At 68.7% G+C, this 16184-nt stretch carries 11 protein-coding genes; 6 read left to right on the top strand and 5 right to left on the bottom strand.

The window, feature by feature from the left end; all coding sequences use genetic code 11:
- The first annotated feature begins 57 nt into the window (after positions 1 to 57).
- The 5 genes from ACFQ91_RS03930 (at position 58) to ACFQ91_RS03910 (ending at position 7347) form a co-directional block, all read left to right on the top strand.
- A complete protein-coding gene (locus ACFQ91_RS03930) occupies positions 58 to 1524 on the top strand; it encodes a sodium:solute symporter (protein WP_198498300.1) in 1467 nt (488 codons plus the stop codon).
- Positions 1514 to 3190, top strand: a complete 1677-nt coding sequence (locus tag ACFQ91_RS03925) for an amidohydrolase (protein WP_198498299.1) — start codon at positions 1514 to 1516, stop codon at positions 3188 to 3190. The genes ACFQ91_RS03930 and ACFQ91_RS03925 overlap by 11 nt, the downstream gene beginning before the upstream one ends.
- Positions 3190 to 4116, top strand: a complete 927-nt coding sequence (locus ACFQ91_RS03920; protein ID WP_198498298.1) for a GTP-binding protein — start codon at positions 3190 to 3192, stop codon at positions 4114 to 4116. The genes ACFQ91_RS03925 and ACFQ91_RS03920 overlap by 1 nt, the downstream gene beginning before the upstream one ends.
- 144 nt (positions 4117 to 4260) lie before the next feature.
- Positions 4261 to 5427, top strand: a complete 1167-nt coding sequence (locus tag ACFQ91_RS03915) for an acyl-CoA dehydrogenase family protein (RefSeq protein WP_198498297.1) — start codon at positions 4261 to 4263, stop codon at positions 5425 to 5427.
- Between the two features lie 180 nt (positions 5428 to 5607).
- Positions 5608 to 7347 (top strand): class I adenylate-forming enzyme family protein, encoded by a 1740-nt coding sequence (locus ACFQ91_RS03910; RefSeq protein WP_198498296.1) that lies wholly within the window; start codon positions 5608 to 5610, stop codon positions 7345 to 7347.
- A gap of 49 nt (positions 7348 to 7396) precedes the next feature.
- Here the strand turns inward: ACFQ91_RS03910 and ACFQ91_RS03905 are convergent, their stop codons facing one another.
- The 4 genes from ACFQ91_RS03905 to ACFQ91_RS03890 all read right to left on the bottom strand — a co-directional run bounded on the left by ACFQ91_RS03905 (position 7397) and on the right by ACFQ91_RS03890 (position 14110).
- Positions 7397 to 10039, bottom strand: a complete 2643-nt coding sequence (locus tag ACFQ91_RS03905) for an AAA family ATPase (RefSeq protein WP_198498295.1) — start codon at positions 10037 to 10039, stop codon at positions 7397 to 7399.
- The gene (locus tag ACFQ91_RS03900; protein ID WP_198498294.1) at positions 10036 to 11169 is read right to left on the bottom strand and encodes a metallophosphoesterase; all 1134 of its coding nucleotides are present in this window, start codon (positions 11167 to 11169) and stop codon (positions 10036 to 10038) included. Before ACFQ91_RS03900 ends, ACFQ91_RS03905 begins: the two co-directional genes overlap by 4 nt.
- Before the next feature lie 226 nt (positions 11170 to 11395).
- The gene (locus ACFQ91_RS03895; protein WP_198498293.1) at positions 11396 to 12763 is read right to left on the bottom strand and encodes an SLC13 family permease; all 1368 of its coding nucleotides are present in this window, start codon (positions 12761 to 12763) and stop codon (positions 11396 to 11398) included.
- A 183-nt stretch (positions 12764 to 12946) separates the two neighbouring features.
- Complete coding sequence (locus tag ACFQ91_RS03890; protein ID WP_344251333.1) at positions 12947 to 14110, bottom strand: PrpF domain-containing protein; 1164 nt, start codon at positions 14108 to 14110, stop codon at positions 12947 to 12949.
- Between the two features lie 167 nt (positions 14111 to 14277).
- Here ACFQ91_RS03890 and ACFQ91_RS03885 point away from each other — a divergent pair, with 167 nt between their 5' ends.
- Complete coding sequence (locus ACFQ91_RS03885) at positions 14278 to 15198, top strand: LysR family transcriptional regulator (RefSeq protein WP_198498291.1); 921 nt, start codon at positions 14278 to 14280, stop codon at positions 15196 to 15198.
- Here the strand turns inward: ACFQ91_RS03885 and ACFQ91_RS03880 are convergent.
- Positions 15195 to 16115, bottom strand: a complete 921-nt coding sequence (locus ACFQ91_RS03880) for a LysR family transcriptional regulator (RefSeq protein WP_344251334.1) — start codon at positions 16113 to 16115, stop codon at positions 15195 to 15197. The genes ACFQ91_RS03885 and ACFQ91_RS03880 overlap by 4 nt on opposite strands.
- Positions 16116 to 16184 lie beyond the last annotated feature (69 nt).

Genomic DNA, 16184 nt, shown 5'->3' with positions numbered 1-16184 from the left:
GAGGATCAGGGGCGCGCGGCAGCAAGCCGTGCGCCCCTTCGCCGTAGGGAGACTCCGTTGAACTGGTACATCGTCTGGATACTCGCGTTCCTCGCCCTGCTCTTCGCCGTCAGCCTCCGCTCCTCGAAGACGGTCAAGACGGCCGACAACTACGTCATGGGCGACTTCAGCCTCGGCTTCTTCCCCATCTGCGGATCGGTGATCGCCACCGTCACCGGTTCCGCGGCCCTCATCGGCGCCGCCGGCAAGGGATTCACCCTGGGTGTCTCCTACCTCATCACCAGCCTCGCCTTCGTCGGCTTCACCATCGCCACCGTCATCGTCCTCGGCCCGACGATCCGCAGGCTCCGGCTCTACACGCTGCCGGAGCTCTTCGCCCGCAGGTTCGGCAGAGCCGCAGCCCTCATCCCCGCCCTCATCACCGGACTGCTCTACATGACCCCGACCTTCGGGATGCAGCTGGTCGGCATGGCGGCCCTGCTGTCGTCGGTGACACCGATCCCGACGTTCTGGGGAGTGCTCCTCGGCTTCCTCGTCACGCTCGCCTTCACCATGATCGGCGGACTGCCGAGTGTGGCCTGGACGGACGCGATCCAGACCGTCGTCATCCTCGCCGGCGTGGTCCTCGCTCTCGTCGTCGGCATCGCCGCGCTCGGCGGTCCGGCAGAGGTCGTGGCAGCCACTCCCCCACAGCTGCTCGAGTTCGACAGCATCGGCGGCATGGAACTCCTCAACTGGTTCCTCATCTTCGGGCCCTTCTACATCGTCTGGCAGACCACCTGGCAGCGGCTGACCGCCGCGAGTACGCCGAAGATCGGATACTCGGCCGTGACGATCGGCTTCATCGTGTCCGGACTCGTCAGCGTCGTCGCCGTCCTCATCGGCATCGCCGCCCTCCAGCGATTTCCCGCCGACACCAAACCCGACCTCGTCTACACGAGCTTCATCTCCGAGATCTTCCCGCCGTGGCTCGGAGGCCTGCTCATGGTCTCCCTCGTCGCCGCCCTGCTCACCGGCGCCACCTCGTTTCTCCTCAGCGGGGCCATCAACATCTCCAAGGACATCTATCAGGGGTGGGTCAACCCCGGTGCCGGGGACCAGCGGATCCTCGTCGTCTCGCGGCTGTCGGTCGGTGCGATGGCGGTGCTCGGACTGGTCATCGCCCTGCTCATCGACGACATCATCGCGATCTACGAGCTGGCGCTGACGTTCACCGCGTCGACGCTCGTCATGCCCGTCCTCGCGGCGATGTTCTGGCGCCGAGCCACGACGACCGGGGTCATCGTCAGCATGGTGGCGGCTGCCGCCGCAGCCGTGCTGTGGAGGCTGGCAGGCACTCCCTTCGGTCTGCACGAGATCGCCCCCGGACTTCTCGTCTCAGCGATTACCCTGGTGATCGTCAGCCTTGTGTCTCGGCACTCCGCCAACGAGACCGTCACCGCCTACGCGCTGGAGGGACGCGGGACCCCGACCGGCGAATCGACCGACGCCCACGAATCGAGGACACTGAGCAATGAATCCTGAGGACACCATCGTCTACCCCGCGCGGCGGATCCGCACCGGTGATCCGTCGTTCCCCGTCGCTGAGGCCGTGGCCGTGCGCGGTGACCGGATCCGCGCGGTCGGCATCGTCGAGGAGCTGCTCACCTACCCGGGTGCCGTCCTCGACGAGCGCTACGGGGATGCCGTCATCCTCCCGGGATTCGTCGAAGCGCACACCCATGCCGGCACCGGCAATGTGTGGAAGCAGACCTACGTCGGATTCCTCGACCGCACCGAGCCCAGCGGGCGCCACTGGCCCGGCTGCACGAGCATCGACGAGGTCGTCGAACGGCTCAGAGTCGCCGAAGCTGAGCTCGACGATCCGCAGCAGCCGCTGCTCGCGTGGGGATTCGACCCCATCTACTTCCCCGGGGAGGCATTCACCGCAGCCGACCTCGACGCCGTGTCGCCGCACCGACCGATCCATGTCATCCACACGAGCGTGCACGCGTGCGTGGTCAACTCCGCGGTCATGTCGCGCTACGGCATCAGCGCAGACACGATGGTGCCGGGCGTGGTCAAGGACTCGTCAGGAGCACCGACGGGCGAACTGCGGGAATTCACCGCGATGGCGCTGGTCAGCGACCTGACCGAGGGCACCGGTCCGCTGAGCATCGACGCCGCGGCGCTGCGGGCCTTCGGACAGGAGGGGGTGAACACCGGGACGACGACGCTGACCGATCTCGGGTCGCTGACGCTGATGGATGATGCCGGCGTCGACCTCTATCGCAGCGTCGTCGACGAGACCTTTCCGGCCCGCCTCAATGTCTTCCATTTCGGTGCGGGCGTCGGAGCGCCGCGGCCGTCACTGAGCGATGATGCCGCGCGCCTCGTCGACCTCGCAGGACAGTCATCGGCGCACCTGCGCCTGGGCAACGTCAAACTCATGCTCGACGGGTCGATCCAGGGGTTCACCGCCCGACTCGAGGCGCCGGGCTATTTCGGGGACGAGCCCAACGGGCTGTGGAACGTCACCCCCGAGGAGTTCTATGCGGCGTTCAGCGTCTTCCACCGCGCAGGACTGCTCATCCACGTGCACTGCAACGGCGACCAGGCCACAGAGCTGTTCCTCCAGACCCTGCAGCGCGTCCTCACCGAAGCCCCCAGGCCGGACCACCGGCACACGTGCACGCACTCCCAGCTGACGACGGCCGCCCAGTACCGGCGCCTGGCAGCGCTGGGCGCCTGCGCGAACATCTTCGCCAATCACATCTTCGCGTGGGGCGATCAGCACATGGACATCACCCTCGGTCCCGACCGCGCCCGACGCATGGACGCCGCCGCCACCGCACTGCGGGAGGGCGTCCCGATCTCCCTGCACTCGGACTCGCCGGTCACCCCGTTGGGACCGCTGCGCACGATCACGCACGCCGTGACGCGCAAGAGCCAGACCGGACGGGTGGTCGGCGACGGCGAGGCGATCAGCGTCGACGAGGCCGTGCGGGCGATGACGCTGGGCGCGGCCCATATGCTCCACATGGACCACGAGGTGGGTTCGCTCGAGGCAGGCAAGTATGCCGACTTCGCCATCCTCGCTGACGACCCGTACGAGGTCGACCCCGACCGGATCGGCGATATCCACGTCCGCGGCACCGTCGTCGGCGGCCGCCATTTCGACTCCCGCATCGCCGCCCCTGCAGACAGCTGATGAGCGCACGCCTGAGCATCATCGGCGGCTACCTCGGCTCCGGCAAGACGACGCTCATCAATGCCCTCCTGGCGGCGGGGACCCTCGGACGCACGGCCGTGCTCGTCAATGATTTCGGGGAGATCAGCATCGATGCCTCCCTCGTGGCATCACAGACCGAGGACACCGTCGAACTGACCAACGGCTGCATCTGCTGTCAGATCACCGATGACCTCGGCCGCGCGATGCGCGCCTTCTCCGACCGTGACGATGTCGACCACGTCCTCGTCGAGGTCAGTGGGGTCGGCGATCCCACCGTGCTCGGAGCCTGGCGGCGCTTTCCCGGCTTCGCACCGGGTCCGATCATCGTCTGCGCCGATGCGACGAATCTCCGCACACTGCTGTCCGATCGGTTCGTCTCCGATCTCGTCGAACGCCAGATCGGCGGGGCCGACATCGTCCTCGTGACCAAAGCGGACCGTGCCTCCGCCGCGGACATCGCATGGACCCGACAGGCGAGTCTGCGGTTGGCTCCGAACGCCGAGATCCTCGATGCCGATCCTTCGCACCTCCCTGCTCGGCTCTGCGGAACCGAGGTCAGTCCCCGGGCGGGCACGCTCCCCGGCGCCCCAGCGCCGGCACCCGATGCAGGTGGAGTCCACTGTTCGCGCACGGTCGACGGACTCGACACCGTGGATCCGGCCGCGATCCTCTCGATCCTCTCCGACCACCGTGCCCTCCTCGCCCGCGCCAAGGGCTTCATCGGCGACGGTCACGGACGCTGGCACGAGGTGCATCTGGCGTCCGGGCGCATTGAGTCACGCCCCCTGCCGCGATCATCTGCGCCGCCGGGCACGGCACTCGGCACCATCGTGCTCATCGCCGCCGGAGACAACGCGCAGAGGACCGTGGAGACGGTCGCGTCTGCGCTGGCGGCGGTGCGCTGACGGATTCACCCGGCCGGCGACGCGCCCCTGCTTGACCGCCCTCGCGGCGAGTGCCAAACTGAACGAACGATCAGTGACTGTGGTCACGAGCTCCGCGACGAGGCGGAGGCGGCCCGCTCACGGCACCAATGGAGGACGAACCCTGTGAAGCGCAACCTGTACGACGACGACCATGAAGCCTTCCGCGACACCGTCGGCGCCTTCCTCGACCGGGAGGTCGTGCCGCACGTCGAGGAGTGGGAGGAGAACCACCTCGTCGACAGGGGCATGTGGGAGAAGGCCGCGGCGGCCGGCATCATCGGGCTCGCGATCCCCGAGGAGTTCGGCGGCGCCGGCGTCGACGACTTCCGCTTCGAGATGGTCCGGTCGGAGGAGATCGCGCGCCGAGGCGTCGGCGGAGTGACCGCGGGGTGGGGCGTGTCCGACGGCATCGTCCCCGGCTACCTCATGGCCTTCGGCACGCAGGCGCAGAAGGAGAAGTACCTCACCGGCCTCGCGACCGGTGAGATGATCGGCGCGATCGCGATGACCGAGCCGAATGCCGGTTCGGACCTCCAGGGCATCACGACGAAGGCCGTGCGCGATGGCGACGAGTGGGTCATCAACGGCGCGAAGACCTTCATCACCAACGGCATCCACGCCGACTTCGTCATCGTCGTCGCCCGGACGAACCCCGAGGCCAAGGCCGCCCGCGGGACATCGCTCTTCATCGTCGACGCCGACGCTCCGGGCTTCGAGCGCGGACGCAAGCTCAAGAAGCTCGGGATGGAGGCGCAGGACACCGCGGAGCTCTCGTTCACCGACGTCCGCGTTCCGGCCGACGCCCTCCTCGGCGAACTCGACAACGGCTTCATCCACCTCATGGTCAACCTCCCCACCGAGCGCCTCCTCATCGGCTCGGGGACCTTGGCCGCAGCGCGCGCCGCCCTGACATGGACGGCGGACTACGTGTTCGACCGCCCGGCGTTCGGTCAGACGATCGGGGACTTCCAGAACACCCGCTTCGAACTCGCCGAGCTCGAGACCCGTGTCGACGCGCTCGAGGCGTTCATCGACCGATGCGCGCTGGCCCTCAACGCCGGCGAACTCACCGCAGTCGACGCCGCCAAGGCGAAATACCTCGGCTCCGACCTCGAGATCGAAGTCGTCAACCGCTGCCTCCAGCTCTTCGGCGGCTACGGCTACATGCTCGAGTACCCCATCGCGCGCGTGTTCAAAGACAACCGGATCCAGGCGATCTTCGGCGGAGCCAACGAAGTGATGAAGGAGCTCATCGGCCGCGACATCGCTCAGCGCCACCGCACACGCTGAGGCCGTGACACCGGGACCCGGCCATCCTGTGATGCCGATCACAGAAAATCATTGACGCACCCCGGTCGACGTCAATAGGGTGAAGAGCACTGAACGAATGTTCACTCGGAGGGTCGACGCGGACTTCATCACCGACGATGCGCGTGCGCGGCCGCCGACGACGCTGGAGGCGATGACGCGATGAGCTCTTGGTTCGATACCCGACCGTGGATGGCGACGTGGGGCGACATCGCCCCGACACCGCACGTCCTCGAGACGTCGACGACGCTGCGGGACCTCGCGGCGACCGTCGAGGCGCACGGCGACGAGGTGGCGCTGACGTACTTCGGGTTCGCACCGACATGGGCGGAGTTCGACCGGTATTCGACGGCGTTCGCCGCCTACCTCAGCGACCAAGGCATCACACCCGGTGACCGGGTGGGCATCTACGACCAGAACACGCCGGCGTTCATGATCGCGACCTACGGGATCTGGAAGGCCGGCGGTGTCGTCGTCCCCCTCAATCCGATGTACCGCGGAGAACTCGAGCACGTGTTCTCCGACGCCGAGGTCAGAGCGCTCGTCGTGTCGAAAGCGGCCTATCTCGATCGCGTCAGGCCCTTTGCCGCGGACATTCCCACCATCGTGCTCGCCGATGACCGCAGCTACCAGGTCGACGGACCCGAGAAGCTCTTCGCGTTGTTCGACGCCCTTCCCGGCACCCCCGGGGTCAGCCCGGAACCGGGTGCGCCGGACCACCTCGGCGGGCCGGACTTCCAAGCCGTCGTCGACGCCTATCTCGATGCGGACTTCACGCCCGTCGACGTCGCGCCCGAGGATGAAGCGCTCGTCGTCTACACCTCCGGAACCTCGGGTCGGTCGAAGGGAGCGTCGGGCACGCATGCGGCGGTCTCGAGCAACTCCCGCTACAACATGCGCAATTCGTGGTTCGAGCCCGGCGACGGCTACCTCACGCTCGCCCCGATCTTCCACATCACCGGGTTCATCTGCCAGTTCATCGCCGCGGTCTCCGGTGGCGCGCGCCTCATCCTCAACTACCGGTTCGAACCGGAGTCGTTCCTCGGGCTCATCGTCAGGGAGCGGCCGACGTACATGGCGGGTCCGGCCACCGTCTACACGGCGATGCTCGCCCATCCCGCCGTCACCGCCGACCACTTCTCCTCGTTCAAGCGCGTCATGTCCGGTGGCGCGCCCCTGCCCGAGGGACTCGTCACGAAGTTCAAGGAGAAGCTCGGCATCGACATCGGCCAGGGGTACGGACTGACGGAGACGATGGGGCAGGCGGTCAGCGTCCCGTTCGGGCTGCAGGCACCGGTCGATCCCGACAGTGGCAACCTCTCGTGCGGGCTCCCCCAGCCGGACACGATGGTGCGGATCCTCGATGACTCCGGTGAGCCGGTGGGCCCGGGCGAACTCGGCGAGGTCGCGATCTCAGGCCCCGAGGTGGCCTCGGAGTACATCAACAACCCCACGGCCACGTCCGATCAGATCCCCGCCGGAGAGCTGCGCACCGGGGATGTCGGCTACATGAATGAGGACGGGTGGCTCTTCATCGTCGACCGGAAGAAGGACATGATCAACGCCTCCGGCTACAAGGTGTGGCCGCGTGAGGTCGAGGATGTCCTCTACACCCATCCGGCGGTTCAGGAGGCTGCCGTCGTCGGTGTTCCCGACGAGTACCGCGGTGAGGATGTCGCCGCGTTCGTCACCTTGCAGCCCGGCGCCGAGGCGACCCCTGAGGAGATCATCGCCTACTGCCGTGACCGTCTCGCCTCGTTCAAGGCCCCTCACCAGGTGACGTTCATCGACGAGCTGCCGAAGACGAGTTCGGGCAAGATCCTGCGCCGCACGATCCGCGCCGATGCCGCCGCGGCTGCCACGGCAGCAGCCTCAGGCGACCGCGGAGCCGCCACCGGGTGATCCCCGGTCCGGCCCGACCATAAGATCGCACCGCCCCGGGCGCACCGACCTACCCCAGGCTCACCCGGGAGGCCCCGCCGACACGGGCGAAACGGTCGGGCTGACAGGTGAGCAGCACGACCTGCGCGGTCTCGCCGATCCGGCCGAGGATGACGTTGAGGGCGGCGAGGCGCTTGGGATCGGCGAATCCGAAGGCATCGTCGAGGATGACCGGGGCGCCGGTCTGCGGGTCGACGAGGGCGGCCACGGCGAGGCGCCCGATGAGGGAGAGCTGCTCCTTCGTTCCGCCCGAGAGCGAATCGAAGGGCACAGTCGTGCCGTCGAGCGTCCGTGAGGCGATCTCGAGATCCTCGGAGACCTCGACGGCGAACGTCGGACCGAAGACCATTCGGCCCAGCCGCTCGATCTGCTCCTTGAAGGGCGCCACATACTTCCGCTGAGCTTCGGCCTTGTGCGCGTAGACCGTCGAGCGCAGCAGCGCGATCGCCTGCGCGCTCCGCTCGACCCTCGCGAGTCTCGCCTCCGCCGTCTCGAGCGTTTCCCGTGCCGCCCCGACCTTCTCGAAGATGCCCTCGCTGAGGCGATCGTCGATGAGCGCCGTGAGCTGGTCGACCTCCTGCCGGTCCGCAGTCTGCTGCGCCTCGTTGTCGGCGACGACCTTGCGGGCGTTGTCCCGCCTGGCCTCAAGCGTCTCGGGGTCGGCCGCCTCATAGGCGGCTCTCGCCTTGCCGAGCGCCGCCTCGGCCTCCTCGGCCCGTGCCCGAGCCGCGTCGAGGGCTGCGGCGAGACTCTCATCGGAGTGGTCGGCCTGCGCGGCGGCCACCGCCGCCTGCAACCGCTCCGACTGCGTCCGAGCCTCCTGCAGGGTCGTCTGAGCGCGCACCGTGTCGACTCGCGATTCGTCGCGGACGGCGCGGGTGCGCTCGAGGTCGGCTTCGGCTTCGGTGACGGCGGTCTGGGCTGCGTCGGCTGCCGCGTCGGCCTCCGCGACGATCTCCTCGAGTTCATCGACCGATGCGGCGTCCTCGGCAGTCCGCTCCTCGCGGGCGGACTCGGCCTGGGCATCCTCTGCCGAGCCGTCACCGGCGATGAGCGCCTCGGCGCGCGCGAGCTTCGCGTCGAGGTCGTCGCGTTTGTCCCGTCCGAGCAGCGCCGTCAGCGTCGCCGTCGTCTCGGTGACGACCGCCTCGGCATCCGCCCGGCGATTCGCCTGCTCGCGCGCCTGGTCGAGCGACTCGACACCGAGACGCTCCATCTCTGCGGTGAGCGCGCGCTCGGCAGTCGTCACGGCACGATCGAGGTCGACCGGCGACGCTCCCGGGCTCACGGTGATGTCGGCGATGCCCGTGATGGCGATGCGCACGTCGTCGACGACGGCGACCTCGCCCGTCTCCTCGGCGGCGATGTCGGCGCCGTCGACGGCGATGGGGGTCTCACCGAGGCGGGTGACCCGCACCTGCGCAGCGGCCGACCGCTTCGCACCGCTCGCGATGCGCACCTCGGTGTCGAGTCCGACGAGCCGGTCGACGTCGGCGGTCGTAACCGCGATCGATCCGACGACGGCGCGTGCCCGGTTCCGGGTGTCCTCGAGCGTCCGGATCTCGTCGAGTCGTGCCCGCAGGGAGGTGACCTCACCGCGAGCCCTCGCACGTGCCACATCGCGGGAGGCACGCTTCGTCCGCTCCCGGGCATCGTCCAGCGCGGTCCGCCGCTCACCGAGGAGCTGCTGGGCGGCCTCGAACGCCGCATCGCGCTGCGCGTGCGAGGATTCGAGATCGCTCGCAGCGGTCTGCGCTGTCTCGACCGCTGTCTCGGCGGCGGTGGCCTCGGCGAGGAGAGTCGTGCGCCGCTCCACCGCATCGGCGGCGAGCGCGGCCTCCCGACGAGCCGCCTCGGTGCGCTCCTCGGCCGCGTCGACCGCGGTGCGCAGCTCGGCGACAGCGGCGAACGCGGCGTCGGCGTCCTCACGCTCACTCAGCGCCCGGGCCAGACCATCGCGGACGGACTCGAGTCGGGCCGTTGCCCGCGCATGCCGGTCGACGAGCGCGTCAAGGTTCTCGCTGCGGTCGACGAGGGACGCGAGTGCTTCGGCCGCCAGGGGCACCGCCTTCTGCAGCTCACCGTACTCCCCCGTCGGTCGGCCCGACTTCGTGAAGTGCTTCGCGTATTCGACGTCGACCCTCTCGAGGAACGCATCGTGGTCGGCGACCTCGACGCCCGTCTCTCCGAGCGCCGACTGCAGGGCACTGATCTGGGCCATCGGCGCCTGTGCGAGGCTCTCTCCCTGCGCGACGTCGAGGGCGACGAGGAGGTCGACGTCGACGGTGTCGGCGAGGATCGCCGCGAAGCGCTCATGGGCCTCATCGCCGGAGAGCTGCTCGGGGTGCGGCCGGAGGATCGACAGCGTCGTCGACGGGCCGCGCAGCCACCGCTTCGCGTACGTCATCTCGATGTCGCCGCTGGTCAGGTGGAGTTCGACCTCGGGACCGGCGTCGACGCCGATGGGCTGGAGGTCTTTGATGCTCGCCTTCTTCGAACTCGCCTTGTCCTCCCGCAGGTGGGTGATCGCCTCGTGGATCGAGGACTTGCCCACTTCGTTGGGGCCCTCGACGATCGTCACACCGGCAGAGAACTCCACGGTCGCGTCGGTGATGCCGCGATAGTTCTGCAGTCTGATCGAGTGCAGTCTCATGCTCCGCTCCTCGCGAATCGGTAGAGGAGGCCCAGAGCGTCCTGCGCCGTGGCCGCCGCGGGGTCCTCCGCGGTGGCGCGTGCGGCGAGCTCGTCGAGCGAATCCTCAAGGTACCCGCTCAGCCCGAGACCGGCGAAGTCCTCATCGGCGGCGACCACGGCGATGTCCGAATGCCGCTCCCACACGGACACGAGCGCGAAGAGATCCCCGGCATGGTCGAGCACCTCGTCGAGCCGGGCCTTCGCCGCCGTCGACAGGGTGCCGCGGAGGATGAGCCACACCGCGGTGCGATCCTTCTCCGGGATCTCCCCGAGGCGGGTCTCCAGGGCCGCGACATCATCATCGGAGTCGACGTCGGCCTCGATGACCGTGAACGCCCACTGCCCGACGGGGATCTTCTCGACGTCGACGGCGTGCGTCTGGGCGTCGATGTCGACGAGGAGGACGTTGCCGGGATCGTCCTCACGCCGCGAGGTGACCTCGGGCGACCCGGGGTACCAGATCCGCTCGGCTGCGGAGTAGGTGGCGTGCCGGTCGCCGAGGGCGACGAACTGCGCGCGGTCCTCTCCCAGCAGCCGCTCCAGCCCCGCCTCGTCGATGGTCGCCAGCGAATCGCGGTCGGGGTCGAGCGAACTCACGGCACCGTGGCCGGCGATGATGCGCACCTGCCCGGCGGGCACCTCGGCGAGGTCCTCCGTGGCAGCGGCGACGAGATCATTCAGCGGTCGCTTCGAGAACCACGGGGCGCCGACGACCTCGACGCCGGGGACCACCTCGGTGGGGGTGGAGTCCCGGAGCACCCGGACCACGGCCGGCTGCCGGGAGACGAACGACGGGGAGTCGTAGATCGAGGACGCGTCGAGGGGATCGTGGTTGCCGGGCAGGAGGACGACGGGGACCGTGAAGCCGGCGAGGACGTCGAAGGTGCGGGAGACGATGGCCCGGTCGAGCTGGTTGGATTCGAAGACGTCTCCGCAGACGAGGACGAAGTCGACGTCGCGCTCGGCTGCGAGCTCACCGATCCGGCGGATCGCGTCGAGCCGGGCGCGCTGGTAGCGGGGGCGCGCCTCGGCGCTGAGGAAGTGGGCAGTCATGCCCAGCTGCCAGTCCCCGGTGGCGATGAATCTCATCGGTCCCCTCCTCACGTTCGCCTCAATCCTATGTACGCTCACGAGGCTACGGGACGGGCCTGACACGGACAGTGACGCACGTCATGACGGACGCGACTCATGTCCCGCCGCCTCGGCGAACACCGGTGCGATGGCCGAGGTGGTTGGACGCGAGGAGGGGCCCGACCGTTCGGTCGGACCCCTCCGGTGCGCTGCGCTGTCCGCGGGGGACGGCGCTGGCCGCGCGTCACATGATGCCGGTGACGACGAGGAGCAGCCACGTGAGCAGCGGGGCGAGGGCGACGACGATCGCCCCGTAGATGATGAGGTCGCGCCAGATCGTCTTCGCCGCCGTGCCCTTCGCATTGGCGATGACGAGGGCGCCGTTGGTCGAGAACGGGGAGACGTCGACGATCGTCGCGGAGATCGCCAGGGCCGCCATCACCGCGGTCGCGCTGAGATCGCTCTGCTCGAGCAACGGGATCGAGAGCGGGATGAACGCGGTGAGCAGGGCCGTCGAGGAGGCGAACGCCGAGCTGATGCCGATGACGTAGCAGAGGACGACGGCGACGAGCAGCGGCACGCCGAGCGCGACCGCCATCGTCGACAGCGAGTCGATGACTCCGGCCTTGGTCAGGAGGCTGATGTAGACGATCATTCCCGACACGAGGAGCACCGTCGACCACGAGATCCCGGAGACGAACGTGTCCGCGTGGTGCATCGAGGTGAACGCGAGGACGAGACCGCACGTGAGCCCGAGGAAGCCGATGGGCAGTTCGAAGCCGACCGCGCCGATGACCATGACGCCGATGAGGCCGAGGGTCAGCCACACCTGCGGGGTCAGCGTCGAGGTGCGCACCCGCTCCGGTGCCTTGAGGGCGAGACCGCCGCCCCCGTCGGTCCGCTCGGGACCGGCGCTGCCGTCGCGTCCCGTGCCGGGTGCGCTGCTTCCGGCGCCGAGGTTGTCGTCCGTGCCGTCGGTGACGGCCTCGGGTTCGGGGGTGGTGCGCAGCCGGCCGAGGGCCTTCATGACGACGACGGTGAGGATCGTGACGATGACGTTGATGACATAGGAGGCGAGGAAGAGGGCGCCGGTGTTGATCTCGAACCCGTTCTCCATCGCGATGTCGCGGACGATGATGCCCGAGACCGAGATCGGCGAGAAGGCCCCGGCGTGGGCGCCGTTGATGATCATCGCGCCCATGACGACTCCGCTGTAGCCCGAGGCCGCGCTGAATCCCATGGCGGCGGGGGCGAGCAGGGCGACGGCGGCCGGGGAGAACGTGCCGAGCGAGGTGAGGATCGAGGCGATGCCGAAGAAGATCCACGGCACGATGCCGAGCCGTCCGCGCACCGCCCTGACCGCGAGGTCGACGAGGATCTTGATGGTCCCGTTGCGCTGGGCCATGCTGAAGAAGAACGTCACGCCGACGATCGTGAGGACGATGCTCGCCGGGAACTCTTCGAGGATCTCCTTGTCGTCCATCCCGAAGACGAAGGTGCCGAAGACGAAGGCGCCGACGAACCCCATGATCCCGATGTTGATCGGCCATTTCGTGGCGGCGATGAACATCACCACCAGTACCACAAGGATGAGAATCTGGACGAGGGTCATGAGGTGTCCTCCAACTTCATTGTCAGTGTGATCGTGCCTGAAAACGCTGGGTGCCGCCCGAACAGTCCGGGCTCTGGGCACCGAGGTGACCGTGGCGGTCACCGTGTGTGCGACGGGTGTCGATGGTGCTGGTGCGGAGGTGTCGTGCGGGTTTCGGTGGCCCGCCCGCCGCCGGTGCTCCGCTCAGCCGACGAGCGGCAGGGCGATGTCGACGTCGGGCAGGTCGATGGCCGCGTTGGCGATCCGCCGGGCCACGCGCCGCACGCCGAGGCGCGTGACTCGGCCGTCTGCGTCGAGCTGGACGCGGCAGGTGACGACACCGGCCGGGGTGCCGATGCGGATGCTCACCTCCTGGTCGTCGTCGGTGGGGGTGTCGTGCGCGGGGTGGTCGGCGCCGAGGATGTCGTGGACGAGGCTGCCCTCGACGAAGGCGTCGCGGGCGATGGCGATCGCCGAGGTGATGCCGATCGCCGGGTGCGGATCGAACATCGAGACCATCCGCACGAGGATGTCGCAGTCGCCGGCGGCGATCCGCTCCCCCGTCGTCGTCACGTAGTCCTGCGGGGCGGCGACGATGCCGATCTTCGGCACGGCCGGACTCGCCTCCTCTCCTTCGATGCTCAGCCCCATCGCCGGGGAGGCCGCGGTGCGCACGGCGAGCAGCTCCGGCAGGCGCAGACGCACCTCGGGCAGGGTCTCGATGCCGGTCATCCCCAGCGATTCTGCCGCGATGAAGCAGGCCGGCGCCCCGGCGTCGATCGCACTGACCGTCACCGTGCGGGTGCCGACGTCGAGCCTCGACGTCGCCTGGCCGAGCGGCAGGAGCTCCCCGGTCGAGACGCCGTCGACGTTCTCGAAGAAGACGTTGACGGGCACGCCCGGCATCGCGCTGCCGGGAATGGTCTCGAGTCCGTCGGTGGGGATCCGGCGGTCGGGGGTGGCCACCTCGGCGACGAGCACCGACCGGGTGTTCTCGTTGATCATGCGCACGCTCGTGCGGTCCCCGGTGGGGCGGACGAGTCCGTTCTGGATCGCGTAGAGCGCGACGGCGGAGGCGCAGTTGCCGCAGTTCGAGGTGAATTCGACGGCGGTCGCCCCGATGCCGACCTGCGCGAAGAGGTAGCTGATGTCGATGCCGGGGATCGCCGAGGGCGAGATGATCGCCGCCTTCGACGTCGTCGAGGAGGCCCCGCCGATGCCGTTGAGCTGGCGGTCGTCACCGGAGCCGAAGGCCGCGGTGAGGGCGAGTGCGATCTGCGCGCGGTCGGCCGGCATCTCGTCGCCGGAGAAGAGCCAGCACTTCGATGTGCCGCCTCGGTACCACTGTCCGTGGAGTTGGCTGTCCACCTGGATGTCCTCGATTCGTCTTGACCCGGCTGCGGTGCCGGCAACTGTCTGTTCGGCTGTTCGTCTGCAGTGCGGGGACTGCAGCGGTGCATGGGAATCAAGGTGTCACGGGTGCTGATTAAGTTCAATCAATACTTAGTTCACTTGATCTAAGCTACGCTTAAACCATGAGTTCAGCGCCGTACAACGTCGACCGGCTCCTCCTCCTGCTTCTCGTCTATCGGACAGGCAGCCTCTCCGCGGCCGCCGACGAGCTGGCCCTGTCGACCTCGGCGGTCTCCCAGCAGATGAGCAAACTCGAACGCGAGGTCGGGCTTCCGCTCGTCGTCCGGCACCCCAAGGGCATGCGGCTCACCGACGCCGGCATCAAGCTCTGCGCGCATGCGATGACGATCGACAATGCGCTCGCCGCGGCGAAGAACGATATGGCGGCGTTCGCGCAGCTCGATCGCGGTGAGGTGAGGATCGCGACGTTCCCGACGTTCGCCGCCTCGATCATGCCGAAGGTCCTCCTCCACTTCCATGACCTCCATCCCGACATCGAGGTGACCGTCAAGAGCTACCGACTCGACCGGATCGCCGAGGCGCTCGAGCGGCGGGAGGTCGACCTCGCGACGCTGTGGGACTATCCGTGGGCGCCGATCAGCGCCGACATCCCCGTCCAGACGACGCTGGTCCAGGAGCCGACGATGCTTCTGCTGCCGGCCACCCACCGACTCGCGCGCCGCCGCATCGTCGAGCTCGAGGAGGTGGCGAGCGATCCGTGGATCACCCGCTCGTCGCATCCGGTCGCCTCGGTGCTCAGTCGGATCTGCCGAGACGCCGGGTTCGAGCCGCGCGTCGTCTTCGAGGCCTATGACTACCCCGAGCTCCTCGGAATGGTCGCCGCCGGGCTCGGCGTCGCGATCGCCCCGCGCCTGGCTGTGCGCTCGCATGGGCCCGACGTCAAGGTCGTCGCCCTGCGCGGCAACCCGGCTCCGCGGCGGATCCTGCTCGCCAAGCTCGCTGAACGCGTTCAGTCTCCGGCGACGCTCGCTCTCGTCCGCTCGTTCCGCGCGGTGAGCGGGTCGAAGGAGTGGCGCAGCTAGGAGCTCGCGCGGATCCCGTCGGCGGCCGTCCACTCCCCTGCGCGGTCGACGATGAAGTCGTGGAGCCGTTGGACGACCCGACTGGGTCGGCGCACCGCGGTGACGAGGGCGACCTCGCGCACATAGCCGGAACCGCGCAGGGCCACCTCGGCGAGGCCGTCGACGGGGCGGACGCTGCGCGGCAGGAGAGCCACGCCCATGCCCCTGCTGACGAACTCGCGGATCGTCGAGAACTCGGTGACCTCGGTCTTCACCTGGGGTGCGAAGCCGGCCTGCAGGCACCACGCATCGGTGAGGGTGCGGAGGTTGTAGGACTCGGGATTCGCGATGAAGCGCTCCTCGGCCAGCTCGGTCAGCGACACGGTGCTCCGGTGCGCCAGGCGGTGTCCGGCCGGGACGACAGCGACGATGAGCTGATTCGCGAGCACCACATGGGGCAGCTGCCGCGGCGGCGGAATGATGATCGCAGCGTCGAGCAGTCCACCGCGCAGATCGTCGACGAGAACGGCGCCGTGGGCCTGCTTGAGGTCGAGGCGGATGCCGGGATGCTCGGCGCTGAAGGCCGCGAGCAGGTCGGGGATGACCCCGGCGCCCATCGTCAGCGGGAAGCCGAACCGGATGACGCCGCGGTCGGGATCGGCCGCCTCGGCGAGGTCGGTGACAGCCCCTCCGATCTCCGCCAGGGGCCCGCGGATCTCTGCGACAAGGGTCCGCGCCTGCTCAGTGAGGACGACCGCGCGCCCCGCGGGCACGATGAGCGGCACGCCGAGGTGGCGCTCGAGACCGTGGATGCGCCGGCTCATCGTCGACTGGGGAACCCCGAGCGCGGCAGCGGCATCGGTCATATGGCCGTCCTGATCGGCGAGTTCGACGAGGGCCCGCAGCTGCGGGACGAGCGCATCGACCAATTCATCCATATTCGGATCATACCCATCGATCTGCTCATTGGACGGATGATTCTGCCGGAGCGCATCGTGGAGGAGAAC

Origin of the sequence: Brevibacterium sp. NPDC056726, assembly GCF_042790515.1 — a bacterium.
Lineage (GTDB): Bacteria > Actinomycetota > Actinomycetes > Actinomycetales > Brevibacteriaceae > Brevibacterium > Brevibacterium sanguinis.
This window is presented reverse-complemented; position numbering and strand designations above follow the sequence as displayed.

Bases quoted from the DNA above. Each gene is read 5' to 3' on its own strand.
- ACFQ91_RS03925 (WP_198498299.1), top strand. From the start codon at position 1,514: ATGAATCCTGAGGACACCATCGTCTACCCCGCGCGGCGGATCCGCACC.
- ACFQ91_RS03920 (WP_198498298.1), top strand. From the start codon at position 3,190: ATGAGCGCACGCCTGAGCATCATCGGCGGCTACCTCGGCTCCGGCAAG.
- ACFQ91_RS03910 (WP_198498296.1), top strand. From the start codon at position 5,608: ATGAGCTCTTGGTTCGATACCCGACCGTGGATGGCGACGTGGGGCGAC.
- ACFQ91_RS03905 (WP_198498295.1), bottom strand. From the start codon at position 10,039: ATGAGACTGCACTCGATCAGACTGCAGAACTATCGCGGCATCACCGAC.
- ACFQ91_RS03900 (WP_198498294.1), bottom strand. From the start codon at position 11,169: ATGAGATTCATCGCCACCGGGGACTGGCAGCTGGGCATGACTGCCCAC.
- ACFQ91_RS03895 (WP_198498293.1), bottom strand. From the start codon at position 12,763: ATGACCCTCGTCCAGATTCTCATCCTTGTGGTACTGGTGGTGATGTTC.
- ACFQ91_RS03885 (WP_198498291.1), top strand. From the start codon at position 14,278: ATGAGTTCAGCGCCGTACAACGTCGACCGGCTCCTCCTCCTGCTTCTC.
- ACFQ91_RS03880 (WP_344251334.1), bottom strand. From the start codon at position 16,115: ATGGATGAATTGGTCGATGCGCTCGTCCCGCAGCTGCGGGCCCTCGTC.